Below are 16,884 nucleotides of genomic sequence, written 5' to 3'. Positions count from 1 at the left end.
AGAGGCCCCGGAGCGATGATCCGGGGCCTTTTGCTTTGCCACGGCCGCCACTGCATTTTTGCGTTGCACAATGACGGCCGGCGCGCAAAGAAGAAGAGCATGAAGACCGCCGCGCTCCGGGTACTCGTCATCGACGAAAACCGCATCCGCGCCTCGATCATCGAGGCGGGGCTGCGCGAGGCCGGGCATGAGGACGTCACGCTGGTCCACGATGTTTCAGGCATCGGCCGACGCATCGCCGAGATCAATCCCGACGTCATCGTCATCGATCTCGAAAACCCCAACCGCGACATGCTGGAGAACATGTTCCAGCTGTCACGAGCGGTGAAGCGGCCGATCGCCATGTTCGTCGACCGCTCCGACAGCGCCTCGATCGAGGCCGCGGTCGATGCCGGCGTCTCCGCCTATGTCGTCGACGGGCTGAAGCGCGAGCGGGTCAAGCCGATCCTCGACATGGCCGTCAGTCGCTTCAATGCGTTTTCGCGGCTGGCGCGCGAACTGGAGGAGGCGCGCAGCGAACTCGAGGACCGCAAGGTGATCGACCGCGCCAAGGGCATCCTGATGAAGTCGCGCGGCATCTCCGAAACCGAGGCCTATGCGCTGATGCGCAAGGCGGCGATGAACCAGAACCGCAAGCTGTCGGAGATCGCCCAAAGCCTCGTCACCGCTGCAGGCCTGTTGGGAGACGACGCATGAGCGAGGCCCGCTTCGAGATTTCAGCCGGTTTCCTGCCGCTGCTCGACAGCGCGCTTCTGGTCGCGGCCCGGGAGAAGGGCTTTGCCGCGGCCGAAGGCATCGAGCTCACCTTGCTGCGCGAGACCTCCTGGGCCAACATCCGCGACCGGCTCGCGGTCGGGCATTTCCAGGTCGCGCATATGCTGGCGCCGATGCCGATCGCCTGCAATCTCGGCCTGACCCCGCTGGCGGCCAACACCGTCGTGCCGATGGCGCTCGGCCTCGGCGGCAATGCGGTCACCGTGTCGAACGCGCTGTGGCACGACATGGCCGGCCATGGCGCAAGCGACGATCTTTCGCCGCGTGCCGTCGGCGAGGCGCTGCGCGCCGTCGTCGCCGCGCGTGCCCGCAGCAACGCGTCGCCGCTGCGTCTCGGCGTCGTTCATCCGCATTCCGGCCATAACTACGAACTGCGTTACTGGCTGGCTGCCTGCGGCATCGATCCCGACCGCGACGTCGAGATCGTGATCCTGCCGCCGCCGCTGATGGCCGATGCCTTGGGCTCGGGCGCGCTCGACGGCTTCTGCGCCGGCGAGCCTTGGAACACCGCCGCCGTTTTGCTCGGCCATGGCCGCATCGCCACGGTCAAGGCCAAGATCTGGCGTTCCAGCCCGGAGAAGGTGCTGGGCGCCGACGCGCGCTGGGGCGAGGCCAATGCCGAGGCGCTGTCGGCGTTGTTGCGCGCCATCCACCATGCGGCGCAGTGGTGCGCGGAACCGGCCAATCACGCCGAGCTTGCCGGCATCATGTCGGCGCCTGCCTATGTCGGGCGCCCGGCCGGATGGATGCTGCCGGCATTGTCAGGCCATCTCGGCACGGCAGTGGACAGTCTCGTCGACGTTGACGACTTCTTCGTGCCGCAGGCCAAGGCCGCGACCTTCCCGTGGAAGAGCCATGCCTTGTGGTTCTACAGCCAGATGGTGCGCTGGGGCCAGGTGGAGCATTCCGCCGCCAATGCCGCGATCGCCCGCGACACCTACCGTCCCGACCTCTACCGCACCGCGCTCAAGCCGCTGGGGGCGGCACTGCCCGGCGCCAATGCCAAGGTCGAAGGTGCGCTGCCGGTGCCGACGCCGGTCGGCTCGGCCGGCGCCAGCCTGGTGCTTGGGCCGGACGGATTCTTTGACGGCGGCCTGTTCGATCCCGACGATCTCGACGGCTACATCGCTGCCCAGCGGAACGTGGCCGGCTGATCGGTCGTCAATTTTTGTGCGCTGCACATAAATTGGGCAGGTGCCGACGTGAGTTGGCTATCGATTGATCGCCTGTAATTCGGCAGCCAATGCGGCCGATTTTACATAAGCATCTGAAAATAAAAGGGAACGCCGTGATCAGTGAAACTGGCACGGCTTGTGCATTGCAGTAGACGAGGCCACCGCATCGGCCTGAAACTCGAGATCGAGTTTCGGTGAGCACGATGCGGCAGGGCCAGACATATCGGCGTCCAATGGCGGGCGCCCCAGGCGAAGCTGCCGACCAGATGACCGCGATCCCGGATGTACGGACGCGCGACCCTGGCCGGCAGCTTTTTTGTTTTCGCGATCCAGATCAGCGCGGCGCCTCCCACGCCGCACAACGGAGCCGACAATGACCACCACCCTCCCAGCCGCCCCCAGCCAGGACAATGCTCCGGTCAGGGCGCTTGCCATCTCCACCATCGCCTTCACCGTCTGCTTTGCCGTGTGGACGATCTTTTCGATCATCGGCGTGCGCATCAAGCAGGAGCTCGGCCTCTCCGAAACCCAGTTCGGGCTGCTCATCGGCACGCCGATCCTGACCGGCTCGCTGGTGCGCATCGTGCTTGGCGTCTGGACCGACCGTTTCGGCGGGCGTCTCGTCTACACCGCGACAATGCTGGCGGCGGCCATCGCCACCTTCCTGCTCGCCTTTGCCCAGACCTACACCCAGATGCTGATCGCCGCCCTCGGCGTCGGCCTCGCCGGCGGCTCCTTCGCCGTCGGTGTCGCTTATGTCTCGCGCTTCTTTCCGGCCGGCAAGCAGGGCACGGCGCTCGGCATCTTCGGCGTCGGCAATGTCGGCGCCGCCGTTACCAAGTTCCTGGCACCCTTCGTGCTGCTTGCCGGCGGCTGGCAGGAAGTGGCGCTGATCTGGGCAACCTGCCTCGGCTTCATGGCCTTCATCTTCTGGTTCGGCAGCGAGGACGACCCCGTCATCCGCCAGCGCCGCATCCATGGCGGACAGGCAAAGAGCTTCTGGGCCGAGTTCGCGCCGCTCCGCAACGTCCAGGTCTGGCGCTTCGGCCTCTATTATTTCTTTTCCTTTGGCGCTTTCGTCGCCTTGGCTCTCTGGCTGCCGCGCTACCTGATCGGCGTCTATGGCTTCGACATCGTCACCGCCGGCATGATCGGTGCCGCCTATTCGATCCCGGCCAGCATCTTCCGCGCCTATGGCGGCATCCTCTCCGACCGCGTCGGCGCCCGCACGGTGATGTACTGGACCTTCGGCGTCTCGGCGATCGCCACGCTGATCCTGTCGCTGCCGACGGCCGATTATGTCGTGCACGGCATCAGCGGACCGATGTCCTTCCACTTCGAGGTCGGGCCGATCGCCTTCATGGTCGTCGCTTTCGTGCTCGGCTTCTTCATGAGCCTGGGCAAGGCCGCCGTCTACAAGCACATCCCGGCCTATTATCCCGACAATGTCGGCGCCGTCGGCGGCCTCGTCGGCATGATCGGCGGCCTTGGCGGCTTCATCCTGCCCATCGCCTTCGGCGCGCTCAACGACCTCACCGGCCTGTGGTCGAGCTGCTTCATGCTTTTGTTCGCCATCGTCGTGGCATCGCTGGTCTGGATGCACCTGTCGATCCGCCGGATGTCGCGCGAAAGCGCCGACGCGCCGCTGACCTTCGCTGCCCAGTGACATTGTCGAGGAGCACAGCAATGACCGAGAGACTTGTCATCATCGGCAACGGCATGGCCCCCGGGCGCATGCTGGAACATCTGCTGGAAGCAGCACCCGACCGCTACCAGGTCACCATCTTCAACGCCGAGCCGCGCGTGAACTACGACCGCATCATGCTGTCGCCGGTCCTGTCGGGCGAGAAGGTCTTCGAGGAGATCGTGATCCACGGCGACGGCTGGTACATCAAGCACGGCATCACGCTCTACAAGGGCCACAGGATCGTCGCCATCGACCGCGTGGCGAAGACCGTCACATCGGACCATGGCGTCACCGAGCCCTATGACAGGCTGGTCGTCGCCACCGGTTCGGTGCCCTTCATCATTCCGGTGCCGGGCACGGATTTGCCCGGCGTGCTGACCTACCGCGACCTCGACGACGTCAATGCCATGCTGCTTGCCGCCCAGTCACGCGCCAGGGCGGTGGTGATCGGCGGCGGACTGCTCGGCCTGGAGGCCGCGGCGGGACTGAAGGAGCAGGGCATGGATGTGACGGTGCTGCACGTCATGCCGACGCTGATGGAGCGCCAGCTCGACCCTGCCGCCGGCTATCTCCTGCAGAAGGCGGTCGAGGCGCGTGGCATCAAGGTGATGACCAAGGCCAACACCAAGGCCATCGTCGGCGATGGCAAGGTCGAGGGCGTGGAACTCGCCGACGGCACCATCATCCCGGCGACGCTGGTGGTGATGGCAGTCGGCATCCGGCCCAATGCATCGATCGCCAGGGATGCCGGCATCGACACCAATCGCGGCATTGTGGTCGACCACGGCATGCGCACATCCGATCCCGACATCCTTGCGCTCGGCGAATGCGCGGAGGTCGGCGGCCAGGTCTACGGGCTCGTCGCGCCGCTCTACGAGATGGCACGCGTCGCAGCGGCCCATCTCGCCGGCGACGAGACGGCCTGCTTCGTCCATTCCGACACGCCGACAAAGCTCAAGGTCACCGGCATCGACCTCTATTCGCTCGGCGACTTCGCCGATGGCGACGACCGCGAGGAGATCGTGCTGCGCGATGCCGCAGCCGGCATCTACAAGCGGCTGGTGCTCAAGGACAATCGTGTCATCGGCACGGTGCTCTATGGCGAAACGGGTGACGGGGCCTGGTTCAACGACCTCAAGAAGAAGCAGACCGATATTTCGGAGATGCGCGACACGCTGATCTTCGGCCAGGCCTATCAGGGGGGATCGCCGCTGGACCCTATGGCGGCCGTTGCGGCACTGGCGGATGATGCGGAAATCTGCGGCTGCAACGGCGTCTGCAAGGGCAAGATCACCGGCAGCATCGTTGCGAAGGGGCTGACCTCGCTCGACGACGTCCGCGCCCATACCAAGGCGTCCGCGTCCTGCGGCTCCTGCACCGGCCTGGTCGAGCAACTGATGTCGCTGACCCTGGGCGACAGCTACAACCCTACAGCCGTGCAGCCGATGTGCAAATGCACCGAGCTCGGCCATGACGACGTGCGCCGCCTGATCAAGGCCAAGGGCCTGAAGACCATCCCGGAGGTGATGCAGGAGCTGCAGTGGAAGACCTCCTGCGGCTGCGCCAAGTGCCGGCCGGCACTCAACTACTACCTCGTCTGCGACTGGCCCGACGAATATGCCGACGACTACCAGTCGCGTTTCATCAACGAGCGTGTCCACGCCAACATCCAGAAGGACGGTACCTATTCGGTGGTGCCGCGCATGTGGGGCGGGGTGACCAGCTCAGGCGAATTGCGCGCCATCGCCGATGTCGTCGACAAGTTCGAGATCCCGCTGGTCAAGGTGACGGGCGGCCAGCGCATCGACATGCTGGGCATCAAGAAGGAGGACCTGCCGGCGGTCTGGTCCGATCTTGGCAAGGCCGGTTTCGTCTCGGGCCACGCTTATGCCAAGGGCCTGCGCACGGTGAAGACCTGCGTCGGCTCCGACTGGTGCCGTTTCGGCACCCAGGATTCGACCGGACTCGGCATCCGCATCGAGAAGTTCATGTGGGGCTCGTGGACGCCGGCCAAGCTCAAGATGGCGGTGTCGGGCTGCCCGCGCAACTGCGCCGAGGCGACCTGCAAGGACATCGGCGTGATCTGCGTCGACAGCGGTTTCGAGATCCATTTTGCCGGTGCTGCCGGCCTCGACATCAAGGGCACCGAGGTGCTCGGCCTTGTGAAATCGGAGGACGAGGCGCTCGAGGTCATCGTCGCGCTGACGCAGATGTATCGCGAGCAGGGCCGCTATCTCGAACGCATCTACAAATGGGCCAAGCGTGTCGGCATTGCCGAGATCAGGCGCCAGATCCTCGACGATGCCGGCAAGCGCAAGGCCTATTACGAGCGTTTCGTCTTTTCCCAGAAATTCGCCCAGGTCGATCCATGGTCGGAGCGCGTCTCCGGCAAGGACAAGCACGAGTTCCGCCCGATGGCCTCGGTCGGCTATGCGGAGGCAGCGGAATGAGCGAGATGGACTGGATCGCGATCGGGACGATCGCCGACATACCGTTGCGCGGTGCGCGCTGCGTGAACACGCCCCAGGGCAAGATCGGCGTGTTCCGCACCGCCGAAGACCAGGTCTTCGCCATCGAGGACCACTGCCCGCACAAGGGCGGGCCGCTGAGCCAGGGCATCGTCCATGGTGCGGCGGTGACCTGCCCGCTGCACAACTGGGTGTTTTCGCTGGAAACCGGCAAGGCGCTCGGCGCCGACGAAGGCGCGGTCAGGACCATCCCGCTCAAGGTCGAGGACGGGCGCCTGTTCATCGCCCTCGAACTCCGTGCTTCGAAGGCAGCCTGACCATGACGGATGCACGCGAGGTGAGGACCACCTGTCCCTATTGCGGGGTGGGTTGCGGCGTGCAGGCGCGGGTCGCCGCGGACGAAACAGTGTCCGTGCGCGGCGACCCCGGCCATCCCGCCAATGCGGGCAAACTCTGTTCCAAGGGCTCCGCGCTTGGCGAAACGCTCGGCCTCGACGGGCGTGTGCTGCATCCCGAGATCGCCGGCCGCAGCACCTCCTGGGACGCGGCGCTCGATGTGGTGGCCGGGCGCTTCTCCGAGACCATCGCCCGCCACGGAGCTGACGCCGTTGCCTTCTATGTCTCGGGGCAATTGCTGACCGAGGATTATTACGTCGCCAACAAGCTGATGAAGGGGTTCATCGGCTCGGCCAATATCGACACCAATTCGCGGCTGTGCATGGCCTCCAGCGTCGCCGGCCACAAGCGCGCCTTCGGCGAAGACATTGTGCCCGGCGTCTACGCGGATTTAGAACAGGCCGACCTTGTCGTGCTTGTCGGTTCCAACACCGCCTGGTGCCATCCGATCCTCTACCAGCGCCTGCTTGCCGCGCGCGCCGAGCGCGGAACCAGGATCGTCGTCGTCGATCCGCGCCGCACGGCTACCGCCGGAGAGTGCGACCTGCACCTGCAGCTCAGGCCGGGCACCGACGTGGCGCTGTTCAACGGCCTTCTGGCGCATCTTGTGGGCAGCAGTGCCATCGACCGCGACTATGTCGCCGCCCACACATCGGGCTTCGAGGCGGCGGTCAGCCTTGCCTGCGCCGACGCGCCGACGCCGAGGCGTGTCGCCGAAACCTGCGATCTCGACAGCGCCGAGGTGTCACGCTTCTACGACTGGTTCGCGGCGACGGCGCGCACCGTCACCGTCTACAGCCAGGGCGTCAACCAGTCGGCCCATGGCACCGACAAGGTCAATGCCATCCTCAATTGCCACTTGGCGACCGGCCGCATCGGCAGGCCGGGCATGGGGCCGTTCTCGGTCACCGGCCAGCCCAATGCGATGGGCGGGCGCGAGGTTGGCGGCCTTGCCAACCAGCTTGCAGCGCATATGGGCTTCGACGATCCCCAGGCGCCTGACAGGGTCGGCCGCTTCTGGCGCACGGTTGCCATTGCCCGCAAGCCGGGCCTGAAGGCCGTCGACATGTTCGAGGCGGCAGGCGACGGCCGCATCAAGGCGCTCTGGGTGATGGGCACCAACCCCGCCGTCAGCATGCCGGATGCCGGCAAGGTGCGCGCGGCGTTGAAGGCGTGCGAATTCGTCGTCGTCTCGGATGTCACCCGCACCGACACCAGCCAGTTCGCCGACGTGCTGCTGCCTGCCGCGGCCTGGGGCGAGAAGGACGGCACGGTGACCAATTCAGAGCGCCTGATATCGCGCCAGAAATCGTTCCTGCCGATGCCTGGCGACGTCAGGCCCGACTGGTGGATCGTCTCGCAGGTCGCCCGGCGCATGGGCTTTGCCGAAGCCTTCGACCATCGGGGCCCGGCGGCGATCTTTCGCGAGCACGCGGCACTGTCCGCCTTCGAGAATGACAGCGCCCGCCTGTTCGACATTGGCGGCCTCGCCGATATCGAGGACGGCGCTTACGACACGCTTGCGCCGCTGCACTGGCCTTTTCCCCGCGGCGCCTCAGCCGGAAGCCAACGCTTGCTTGGCGACGGCCGCTTCCCCACCGTCGACGGGCGCGGGCGTTTCGTCGCCGTCCGCCAGGAAGGTGCGGCGCTGCCGGTCGACGCCGCTTTTCCACTTGTCCTCAACACCGGCCGGCTGCGCGACCAGTGGCACACTATGACCCGGACGGGCCGGGTGGCGCGCCTGATGGCCAATGCGCCGGAGCCGGTGATCGAGCTGAACGCCGCCGACGCCGCCGCACTGGGGGTCGCCGACGGCGATCTCGTCCGCATCGAAAGCCGCTATGGCGGCGGCCGGGCCAAGGTCGCTGCCAGCGCCGGCCAGCGGCGGGGCGAGGCCTTTCTGCCGATGCACTGGAGCGGGCGCTTTGCCGCCAACGCCGCCGCCGGGTCGTTGTCGGCGCCGGTCACCGATCCATTTTCCGGCCAGCCGGAACTCAAGCACGTCCCGGTGCGGATCGCGCGCGAGCCGGTCGCCTGGGCCGGCGTGCTGATGACCCGCCGCGACATCAGGCCGACCGGCTTTATCCACTGGAGCCGCGCGGCGGTGGCAGGCGGCTGGGTTTATGAACTCTCCGGCACCGAACCGCCCGAACAGGGCATCCTGCTCGCCCGCCGGCTGGTCGACGTCGTGCCGGCCGACCAACTGCTCGAATACACCGACCGGCGCAGCTCGACCTTCCGTGCTGCCGCGACCGACGCGGCGGGCCGGCTCGGCGAGGCGCTGCTGGTCGCGCCGCAAGGCCATCTGCCCGAGCGCGACTGGCTGCTGTCGCTGCTCGCTTCCGCCGAGCCGCTGTCGCCGCTCGACCGCCGCGCGCTGCTGTCGGGGCGAGCGCCGGTGCCGGTGCCGTCTGTCGGCCGCATCGTCTGCTCCTGCTTCAATGTCGGGGTCAACCAGCTCACCGCCGCGATATCGGGCGGCAGCAAAAGCCTCGACGAGATCGGCACAGCGCTGAAGGCCGGCACCAATTGCGGCTCCTGCCGGTCTGAGATCAGGACCATGCTCGAAGCGTCACGCCTGCTGGCCGCCGAGTGAAGCCGGCGAGGGGAGCAGCCGCGCCTGCTACCGCATCTTGAGTGCCGCCACCGCCGCCTCGCTGCGGTGGATATGGTCATTGGCGTCGTCCTGGCGCTGGACGAGCAGGATGAACAGCAGATCGGTCAGCGCCAGTTGCGCGTCGCGGGCGGTGATCGACGACGAGCGGACATTGTCCTCGTCGCTGACCGAATGCAGCACGACGTCTGAAATGGCGCTCAGCGGATTGTCCCTGAGCGAGGAGATGACGATGACGGTGGCGCCCCGCTCCTTGGCGAGTTCGGCGATGCGCACCGTCTCGATGCTTGTGCCCGAATGCGAGAAGGCCAGCATCACGTCGCGCGCCCCCAGCGAGGCGGCGCTGGCCAGCTGGACGTGGCTGTCGCTGTCGTGCAGGACGTTGCGGCCGAGCTTCATCAGCTTGATGGCGAAGTCGCGGGCGACCAGCGACGAGGCGCTGACGCCGGCGAGGTGGATGCGCTCGGCCCGGTCGAGCAGGTCGAGAACCCGCTCCACCGTCTGTTCGCTGTTGACCGACATCGTCTGCTGCATCGCCGCCAGCTTGCCGGCGACCAGCTTCTGCTGCACGGCGATGTAGCCGTCGGCTCGGTCGATGCTGCCATGGACCATGCCGGGCGGCGCCTGCCATTGCTGGGCCTTGGCCTCGCTGACCGCGAGCTTCAGCTGCTGGTAGCTGGGATAACCGAGCTTCTGCGCGAATTTCACCACGCTGGACTGGCTGCGGCCGGTCTGTTCGCCCAGCGCCACCGACGACAGGCGCAGCATTTCATCTGGATTGTCGACGATGAACTGGCCGATCTGCCGGTCTGCCGGCGCCATGGTGTCGAGCGTCGCAATGATTTTCGTGAGAACCGACATGAAGCTCCTCGGGGCTCTCTCATCCAGCTGACATCAAGGAATAGAATATTCCAGGCAAGGTTGACAGAGAAGAATATTGCGATCAACTCTCATGTCAGTTCTGCCGGTTCGATCGGCTGCTGAACGGATTCTTTGATATGGACAAGTTGCGTATCGTCGGCGGGCAGAGGCTGCAGGGCGCGGTCGCCATTTCAGGCGCCAAGAATGCGGCCTTGCCGCAGATCGCGGCCTCTTTGCTGAGCCCGGAACCGCTCCACCTGACAAACCTGCCTGCGGTGAGCGACGTCGAGAACATGCTCGGCGTCATCACCCAGCATGGCGCCGAAATCAGCCGCCAGGGCCGCTCCGTCCATGTCGACGCGAGCAAGGCCTCGTCGCGGGAAACCAGCTACGACACGGTGCGCAAGATGCGCGCCACGGTGCTGGTGCTGGGGCCGCTGCTTGCCCGTTTCGGCAAGGCCGAGGTGTCGCTGCCCGGCGGCTGCGCCATCGGCGCGCGGCCCGTCGACATGCACATCAAGGCGCTCGGACAATTGGGCGCCGACATCGGCATTCGCGGCGGCTCGATCGTCGCCGCCGCGCCCAAGGGGCTGACCGGCGCACGCATCGTGCTCGGCTCGCCGTCGGTGGGCGCGACCGAGACGGCGATGATGGCGGCAACCGCGGCACAGGGCGAGACCGAGATCGTCAACGCCGCCCGCGAACCCGAGGTGATGGACCTCGCCGCCTGCCTCGGCGCCATGGGCGCAAACATCGAAGGGGCGGGCACGCACCGGATCCTCGTCCAGGGCGGCACGTCCTGGCGCGCGGCCAGCCATCACACCATCCCCGACCGCATCGAGGCGGGAACCTATGCGATTGCCGCGGCGATTACAGGCGGCCAGCTCGAGCTGACCAATGCGCGACTCGAGCACATGGCGTCGGTGGTGCAGGTGCTGGAGGCGGCGGGCGTCAGCGTCTGGCCGGGCGACCGCGGGCTGATCGTCTCGCGCGACGGTCCGTTGACGCCGGTCGACGTCACCACGGAGCCATATCCGGGCTTTCCAACCGATCTCCAGGCCCAGTTCATGGCGTTGATGTGCTGCGCGCCGGGCGCGTCGCTGTTGCGCGAGACGGTGTTCGAGAACCGCTTCATGCATGTGCCCGAGCTGGTTCGCCTCGGCGCCAACATCACCTTGCAGGGCACGACGGCGCTGGTGCGCGGCGGCACACCACTGCGCGGGGCGCAGGTCATGGCCACCGATCTCCGGGCGTCGGTGTCGCTGGTGCTTGCAGCCCTGGTCGCCGAGGGCGAGAGCATCGTCAATCGCGTCTACCACCTCGACCGGGGCTATGAGAGCCTCGACCGCAAGCTCCAGATGTGCGGAGCGACAATCGAGCGGCTACCCGGATGAGTTCGGTGGCGCTCCCCCGTTTCTATCTCGGCGTCGATGGCGGCGGCACCGGTTGCCGCGCCCGCATCGTCGATGCGACAGGCGATGTGCTCGGCCAAGGGCTCTCCGGTCCGGCGACGACGCGGCTCGGCATCGACGTCGCCTGGGCCTCGATCGCCCGTGCCTATGGCGCGGCTGTCGAGGAGGCCGGCTTCGGCGCAGCCGAGCTGGCGCGCACCTTTGCCGGCATCGGCCTTGCCGGCATCGGCCGCAAGGGCGCGCTGGAGGCGCTGCAGGCGCTGGAACACCCCTTCGCCGCCATCGGCTTCACCAGCGACGGCATGGGCGCCTGCCTTGGCGCCCATTCGGGCAAGGACGGCGCCATCGTCATTGCCGGCACCGGTTCGATCGGGCTGGGTTTCGTCGAGGGACGCGACCTCAGGGTCGGCGGCTACGGTTTTCCGATCTCGGATGAGGGCAGTGGCGCCGATCTCGGCCTGAAGGCGGTGCAACTGGCGCTGCGCGCCCATGATGGCCGCCACGACCGTTCGGCCCTTCTCACCGAGGTCATGCAGCGCTTCCACAACGACCCGATGGAAGCTGTGGCCTGGATGGACCGGGCAACCGCCACCGATTACGCAGCACTTGCGCCCACCGTCATGCGCCACGCCGACCAGGGCGATGCCGCCGGGCGCCGCATCGTGCAGTCGGCGGCAGAGCAGATCGACACCATCGTGCGCACCCTGTTCGACAAGGGCGCGCCGCGCGTCACCCTGCTCGGCGGCCTGGCCAGCCCGCTGGAGCCCTGGCTTGCGCCCGACGTCCGCCGCCGCCTCAAGCCGGCGGACGGCGATGCCGTGTCGGGGGCGATCATCCTGGCCCGACAGCTCGACCGGACGCTCATTGCCAAGGAATAATCCATTCCAAAATTTATTGACAAGAGGAATATGTCATTCTAAAACGTTAATGAAAGCCTAGGAGAACCGGCTCCACAGGCTCTTGCATCTTGAGAACCGGGCAGGTGGCGACAAGTGTCAGAACAAGCCTTGATTTCGGAACTGGGGCGTTTGGTTTCCGAGGAGCGGAACCCGCGCACCATGGATATCGACCTTTTGCCGACCATCGACGTGCTCAGGAAAATCAACGACGAAGACAAGCTTGTCGCCCATGCGGTCGAGGACGTGATTCCAGAGATCGCCGCTGCCGTTGACCGCACCATCGCCGCCTTCCGCCAGGGCGGGCGCCTGATCTATATGGGCGCCGGCACCAGCGGCCGCATCGGCGTGCTCGACGCCTCGGAGTGCCCGCCGACTTTCAGCGTGCCTGCGACCATGGTGGTCGGCCTCATTGCCGGCGGCTACAGCGCGCTGCTGAAGGCCACCGAAGGGGCCGAGGACAGCCAGACCAAGGGTGCGGAGGCGCTGGCCGACATCGAGCTGACATCCAGGGACGTCGTCGTCGGGATCGCTGCAAGCGGCCGTACGCCCTATGTCATCGGCGGCCTGAACTATGCGAAGAAGGTCGGCGCCACCGCGGTGGCTTTGTCCTGCAACCCGCAGTCGGCCATCGCTGAAATCGCCGACATCGCCATTTCGCCCGTCGTCGGCCCCGAGGCGCTGACCGGTTCGACGCGGATGAAATCGGGCACGGCCGAAAAGCTGGTGCTCAACATGCTTACCACCGCCAGCATGATCGGCATCGGCAAGACCTATGAAAACCTGATGGTCGACTTGAAGGCATCCAACAAGAAGCTTGTTGCCCGCGCCGCCCGCATCGTCATGCAGGCAGCCGAATGCACGCTGGAAGAAGCGCAGACAGCGCTCGCCCAGACCGACAACGACGTGAAGCTCGCCATCCTCATCGTCATGACGGGGATGGAACCCGCCGCGGCGCGATCAGCGCTGGACGGTTCCAGAGGCTTCTTGCGGCAAGCAATCCAGGATGCGAAGCAGGCATCCCAATGATCCGGGCCACTGATCCGGGCCACTGATCCGGGCAACTGAGTGATCCGGGCGGCCATTCCGGCCGCCGGCGAAAGAGTAACAGGGAGGATGAAATGACCAGCAAATTCAGATATTTCCTTGGCGCGACGACGGCCGTGATGATCGGTCTCTCGGCGGTCGCAGGCCATGCCGATGCAGCGAACCTGCGCATGGCCTGGGCGCAGGACGCCACCGGCCTCGACCCGCACAAGCAGACCGCGTTCTCGTCGCTGCGCCTGCTCGAGCTGATCTATGAGCCGCTCGTGCGCCTCGACGCCGATCTCAAGATCATCCCCGGCATCGCGACGTCCTGGGAATTCGCAGCTGATGGCAAGCAGCTCACCTTCAAGCTCGACCCCAAGGCCAAGTTCCAGAACGGCGCCGCCGTGACCTCGGCCGACGTCAAGGCATCGTTCGAGCGTATCCTCGACGAGAAGACGGGTGCCGCCAACCGCGCCAACTATCTCTCCATCGAGACCATCGAGGCACCCGATGCCGGCACCGTCGTGTTCAAGCTGAAGCAGCCCGACGCGCCGATCCTGACCGCCATGACCGACACCAATTCGTCGATCGTCCCGGCAAGCGAGATCGCGGCCGGCACCATCGGCACGAAGGCCATCGGCTCGGGTCCGTTCAAGCTCGAGAAGTGGGATCCCAATTCCAAGGCGGCACTCGTCGCCAACAAGGACTGGGCCGGGGGTGCTACCGGCGTCGACGGCATCGAGATCAGCGTCCTGCCCGACGAAACCGCGATCCTCGCCGCCATGCGCACCGGCCAGGTCGATTTCGCCCTGCTCAACGATCCGCTGATCGCGACGCTGGTGCCCAACGAGCCCAAGCTCCAGCTCAACCGCGCGCCGCTGCTCGCCTACCATGTGCTGCAGCTCAACCCGGCGCGCAAGCCGATGAACGAGCTTGCCGTGCGCCAGGCGATCTCCTGCGCCGTCGACCGCAAGGCGGTGCTCGACACGGCATCCCTCGGCGAAGGCCAGGTGACTGGGCCGATCACTGCACCCTTCTTCGCTTCCGATCCGAATTCGCTGTTCTGCTACAAGCAGGATATCGACAAGGCCAAGAAGCTGATGGCCGATGCCGGTTTTGCCGACGGCTTCAGCGCCACGGTGATCGCCGCCACCGGCGAGCCGCCGACGGCTGCCGCCGAAGCCCAGGTGCTGCAGTCGCAGCTGGCCGAGATCGGCGTCAAGCTCGACATCAAGATGATGGAGCTCAACGTCTATGTCGACACCTGGCTGAAGGGCGACTTCGACATGGCGGTGGCGCTGAATGGCGGTCGTCCCGACCCCTACACCATGTACAATCGCTACTGGACCAAGAACGGCAACCTGCAGAAGGTTTCCAACTTCGCCGACGACACGCTCGACAAGCTGCTGCAGGACGGCCGCGCCGAGACCGATCCGGAAAAGCGCAAGGCGATCTTCGCCGAGTTCGACAAGCAGCTTGCCGAAAAGGCGCCGTGGATCTGGCTCTACACCGGCTATGGCTACACCGCCCAGCAGAAGAACGTGCAGGGCTTCGTGCCGATGCCGACCGGCTCGCTGGTCAGCCTCGGCAAGGTCACCATCCAGTAGCAACTGGCGTTTTGGGCGGCGGGCATCTCCCTGCTGCCGCCCAAAGGCGGTCGCCGTTGAGCCGATGGCGACCGCCCTTGAATCCCGACCGGCCTTGAACCCGCGACTGGCCATGGCCGGTCCAGCCCGGGAACCGCAACGGCTCCCCAACTCCAGATGGTCCTTACGCCATGAGTTACGTGATACGTCGCCTGCGGGCCTTTCCCCTGGTGCTGATCGGCGTCTCGATCATCGTCTTCATCGCCATCCGGCTGGTGCCGGGCGATTCCATCACCGCCATGCTGGGCACCGAGGCTGGGCTTCTGACGCCGCAGCAGCGGGATTCGCTGGCCGTCTATTTCGGCATCGACCAACCCTGGCCGGTCCAATACTGGCGCTGGTTCACCGGCCTGTTCAGCGGCGACCTCGGCATATCGGTGACCTATGGCAAGCCGGTGCTTTCGGTCATCCTCGAACGCTTTCCGCTGACGCTTGAACTGGCGCTTCTGGCCATGCTGATCGCGCTGTCGATCGGCGTGCCGGCCGGCGTCTTCGCCGCCACCCGCAACGAGCGTCCCGCCGATCTCGGCGTCCGCATCGCCGCCATGATCGGCCAGTCGACGCCGAGCTTCGTCGTCGGCCTGGTCATCATCTACATCCTGTCGGCCGGCTTCGGCGTGCTGCCGACGATGGGCGCCTTCACCCCGTTCTGGCAGGACCCGCTGCAGAATCTCGGCCAGATGATCCTGCCGGCGATCACGCTTGGCTGCGCCTTTGCGTCGTCGGTCACCCGCGTCACCCGTTCGGCCATGCTCGACGTGCTGAGCGACGACTATGTCCGCACCGCGCGCAGCAAGGGCGCCTCCGAGCGCAGCGTCATCTGGCGCCACGCTCTGCCCAATGCGCTGGTGCCGGTGGTGACGCTGAGCGGCATCGAATTCGGCTATCTGCTCGGCGGCGCCGTCATCGTCGAGCAGATCTATGCCTTGCCCGGCCTCGGTCGCATGGTGCTCGAAGCCATCCTGCAGCGCGACTACGCGCTGGTGCAGGGTGCGGTGCTGTTCATCGCCCTCAACTTCATGATCGTCAATCTGCTCGTCGACCTCGCTTATGCCGCGCTCGACCCCCGTATTCGCCTGGAGGGCCGTTGATGCGTGTCGTGAAGGCCATTCTTTCGCATCCGAGCGGCCGCATCGGCGGCGTCATCGTGCTGGTCTATCTGCTCGTCGCCCTGCTCGGCGCCGTCGGCCTGACCCCGCATGACCCCTTGATGCAGTACCGCATCGACCGCCTGCATGCGCCGACATCGTCCTACTGGATGGGCACCGATCTGTTCGGCCGCGACGTCATGAGCCGCCTGATGAAGGGCATCGGCCAGTCCTTCACCGTGGCGTTTTTCTCCGTAGCACTTGCCACGCTTGCCGGCACCGTGCTCGGCCTCACCGCCGCCTGGTTCGGCGGCCGCTGGGACACGGTGATGATGCGGTTCATGGACGTGCTGCTGGCTTTCCCGGCGATCCTGCTGGCGCTGCTCATCGTCACCATCGTCGGCCCCGGCACCTGGACCAGCGTTGCCGCCATCAGCATCGTCTACACCCCGATCTTCACCCGCGTGGTGCGCGGCCCGGCGCTGTCGCTGAAGGCGCGCGACTTCGTCGATGCCGCCCGCACCTTCGGCTCCAGCCGCAGCTACATCCTGACCCGGCACCTGCTGCTCAACCTGGTGGCGCCTTTGACCGTGCAGGTGACTTTGGCGCTCGCCTGGGCGCTGCTGACCGAAGCCGGCCTCAGCTTCCTCGGCCTCGGCACCCAGCCGCCGGCTTCGTCGCTCGGCCTGATGCTGAGCGACGCCCGCAACCTGATGGAGCAGGCGCCCTGGCTGCTGGCCTTCCCTGCCGTCGCCATCATGCTCTCGATCCTCGGTTTCAACCTTCTCGGCGATGCGCTGCGCGACATCCTCGACCCCAAGACGAGGAGGGCGTGACG

At 66.3% G+C, this 16,884-nt stretch carries 13 protein-coding genes; 12 read left to right on the top strand and 1 reads right to left on the bottom strand.

Translation table 11 applies throughout. From position 1 onward, the window contains the following. Positions 1-99: 99 nt before the first annotated feature. From HNQ95_RS22370 to HNQ95_RS22345, 6 genes are all read left to right on the top strand, one after another. Positions 100-696: an ANTAR domain-containing response regulator gene (locus HNQ95_RS22370; protein WP_067966949.1), complete on the top strand. Its 597-nt coding sequence runs from the start codon at positions 100-102 to the stop codon at positions 694-696. Further along, complete coding sequence (locus tag HNQ95_RS22365; RefSeq protein ID WP_067964520.1) at positions 693-1,928, top strand: CmpA/NrtA family ABC transporter substrate-binding protein; 1,236 nt, start codon at positions 693-695, stop codon at positions 1,926-1,928. Before HNQ95_RS22370 ends, HNQ95_RS22365 begins: the two co-directional genes overlap by 4 nt. Before the next feature lie 394 nt (positions 1,929-2,322). Further along, positions 2,323-3,615 (top strand): MFS transporter, encoded by a 1,293-nt coding sequence (locus HNQ95_RS22360; protein WP_182575278.1) that lies wholly within the window; start codon positions 2,323-2,325, stop codon positions 3,613-3,615. Between the two features lie 20 nt (positions 3,616-3,635). Beyond that, positions 3,636-6,086, top strand: a complete 2,451-nt coding sequence (nirB, locus tag HNQ95_RS22355; protein ID WP_182575279.1) for a nitrite reductase large subunit NirB — start codon at positions 3,636-3,638, stop codon at positions 6,084-6,086. A 5-nt stretch (positions 6,087-6,091) separates the two neighbouring features. Further along, positions 6,092-6,421: a nitrite reductase small subunit NirD gene (gene nirD, locus HNQ95_RS22350; RefSeq protein ID WP_067966946.1), complete on the top strand. Its 330-nt coding sequence runs from the start codon at positions 6,092-6,094 to the stop codon at positions 6,419-6,421. Positions 6,422-6,423: 2 nt separating this feature from the next. Beyond that, complete coding sequence (locus tag HNQ95_RS22345; RefSeq protein ID WP_182575280.1) at positions 6,424-9,096, top strand: nitrate reductase; 2,673 nt, start codon at positions 6,424-6,426, stop codon at positions 9,094-9,096. Positions 9,097-9,123: 27 nt separating this feature from the next. Here the strand turns inward: HNQ95_RS22345 and HNQ95_RS22340 are convergent, their stop codons facing one another. Further along, positions 9,124-9,975 carry a MurR/RpiR family transcriptional regulator gene (locus HNQ95_RS22340; protein ID WP_067964512.1) on the bottom strand — a complete coding sequence of 284 codons (852 nt, stop codon included), beginning with the start codon at positions 9,973-9,975 and terminating at the stop codon, positions 9,124-9,126. A 137-nt stretch (positions 9,976-10,112) separates the two neighbouring features. Between HNQ95_RS22340 and murA the strand changes: the two genes are divergently transcribed. From murA to HNQ95_RS22310, 6 genes are all read left to right on the top strand, one after another. Then, a complete protein-coding gene (gene murA / locus HNQ95_RS22335) occupies positions 10,113-11,369 on the top strand; it encodes a UDP-N-acetylglucosamine 1-carboxyvinyltransferase (protein WP_154385984.1) in 1,257 nt (418 codons plus the stop codon). A 5-nt stretch (positions 11,370-11,374) separates the two neighbouring features. Then, positions 11,375-12,265: a glucosamine kinase nucleotide-binding domain-containing protein gene (locus HNQ95_RS22330; RefSeq protein ID WP_376769267.1), complete on the top strand. Its 891-nt coding sequence runs from the start codon at positions 11,375-11,377 to the stop codon at positions 12,263-12,265. 114 nt (positions 12,266-12,379) lie between these two features. Next, on the top strand, positions 12,380-13,312 hold the full coding sequence (gene murQ, locus HNQ95_RS22325; RefSeq protein ID WP_182575282.1) for an N-acetylmuramic acid 6-phosphate etherase: 933 nt from the start codon (positions 12,380-12,382) through the stop codon (positions 13,310-13,312). Positions 13,313-13,404: 92 nt separating this feature from the next. Continuing rightward, positions 13,405-14,919 carry an ABC transporter substrate-binding protein gene (locus HNQ95_RS22320; RefSeq protein WP_182575283.1) on the top strand — a complete coding sequence of 505 codons (1,515 nt, stop codon included), beginning with the start codon at positions 13,405-13,407 and terminating at the stop codon, positions 14,917-14,919. A 170-nt stretch (positions 14,920-15,089) separates the two neighbouring features. Further along, the gene (locus HNQ95_RS22315; RefSeq protein WP_182575284.1) at positions 15,090-16,049 is read left to right on the top strand and encodes an ABC transporter permease; all 960 of its coding nucleotides are present in this window, start codon (positions 15,090-15,092) and stop codon (positions 16,047-16,049) included. Continuing rightward, entirely contained in the window at positions 16,049-16,882 is an 834-nt protein-coding gene (locus HNQ95_RS22310; RefSeq protein ID WP_182575285.1) for an ABC transporter permease, read from the top strand. The genes HNQ95_RS22315 and HNQ95_RS22310 overlap by 1 nt, the downstream gene beginning before the upstream one ends. The last annotated feature ends 2 nt before the right edge of the window (positions 16,883-16,884 follow it).

The sequence above is a fragment of the Aminobacter ciceronei genome (assembly GCF_014138625.1).
Lineage (GTDB): Bacteria > Pseudomonadota > Alphaproteobacteria > Rhizobiales > Rhizobiaceae > Aminobacter > Aminobacter ciceronei.
This window is presented reverse-complemented; position numbering and strand designations above follow the sequence as displayed.

What these genes read in the sequence shown, in the direction of transcription:
- HNQ95_RS22370 (WP_067966949.1), top strand. Translation starts at nt 100, where the DNA reads ATGAAGACCGCCGCGCTCCGGGTACTCGTCATCGACGAAAACCGCATC.
- HNQ95_RS22310 (WP_182575285.1), top strand. Translation starts at nt 16,049, where the DNA reads ATGCGTGTCGTGAAGGCCATTCTTTCGCATCCGAGCGGCCGCATCGGC.
- HNQ95_RS22340 (WP_067964512.1), bottom strand. Translation starts at nt 9,975, where the DNA reads ATGTCGGTTCTCACGAAAATCATTGCGACGCTCGACACCATGGCGCCG.
- nirB (WP_182575279.1), top strand. Translation starts at nt 3,636, where the DNA reads ATGACCGAGAGACTTGTCATCATCGGCAACGGCATGGCCCCCGGGCGC.
- murA (WP_154385984.1), top strand. Translation starts at nt 10,113, where the DNA reads ATGGACAAGTTGCGTATCGTCGGCGGGCAGAGGCTGCAGGGCGCGGTC.
- HNQ95_RS22365 (WP_067964520.1), top strand. Translation starts at nt 693, where the DNA reads ATGAGCGAGGCCCGCTTCGAGATTTCAGCCGGTTTCCTGCCGCTGCTC.
- HNQ95_RS22315 (WP_182575284.1), top strand. Translation starts at nt 15,090, where the DNA reads ATGAGTTACGTGATACGTCGCCTGCGGGCCTTTCCCCTGGTGCTGATC.
- nirD (WP_067966946.1), top strand. Translation starts at nt 6,092, where the DNA reads ATGGACTGGATCGCGATCGGGACGATCGCCGACATACCGTTGCGCGGT.
- HNQ95_RS22320 (WP_182575283.1), top strand. Translation starts at nt 13,405, where the DNA reads ATGACCAGCAAATTCAGATATTTCCTTGGCGCGACGACGGCCGTGATG.
- HNQ95_RS22360 (WP_182575278.1), top strand. Translation starts at nt 2,323, where the DNA reads ATGACCACCACCCTCCCAGCCGCCCCCAGCCAGGACAATGCTCCGGTC.
- HNQ95_RS22345 (WP_182575280.1), top strand. Translation starts at nt 6,424, where the DNA reads ATGACGGATGCACGCGAGGTGAGGACCACCTGTCCCTATTGCGGGGTG.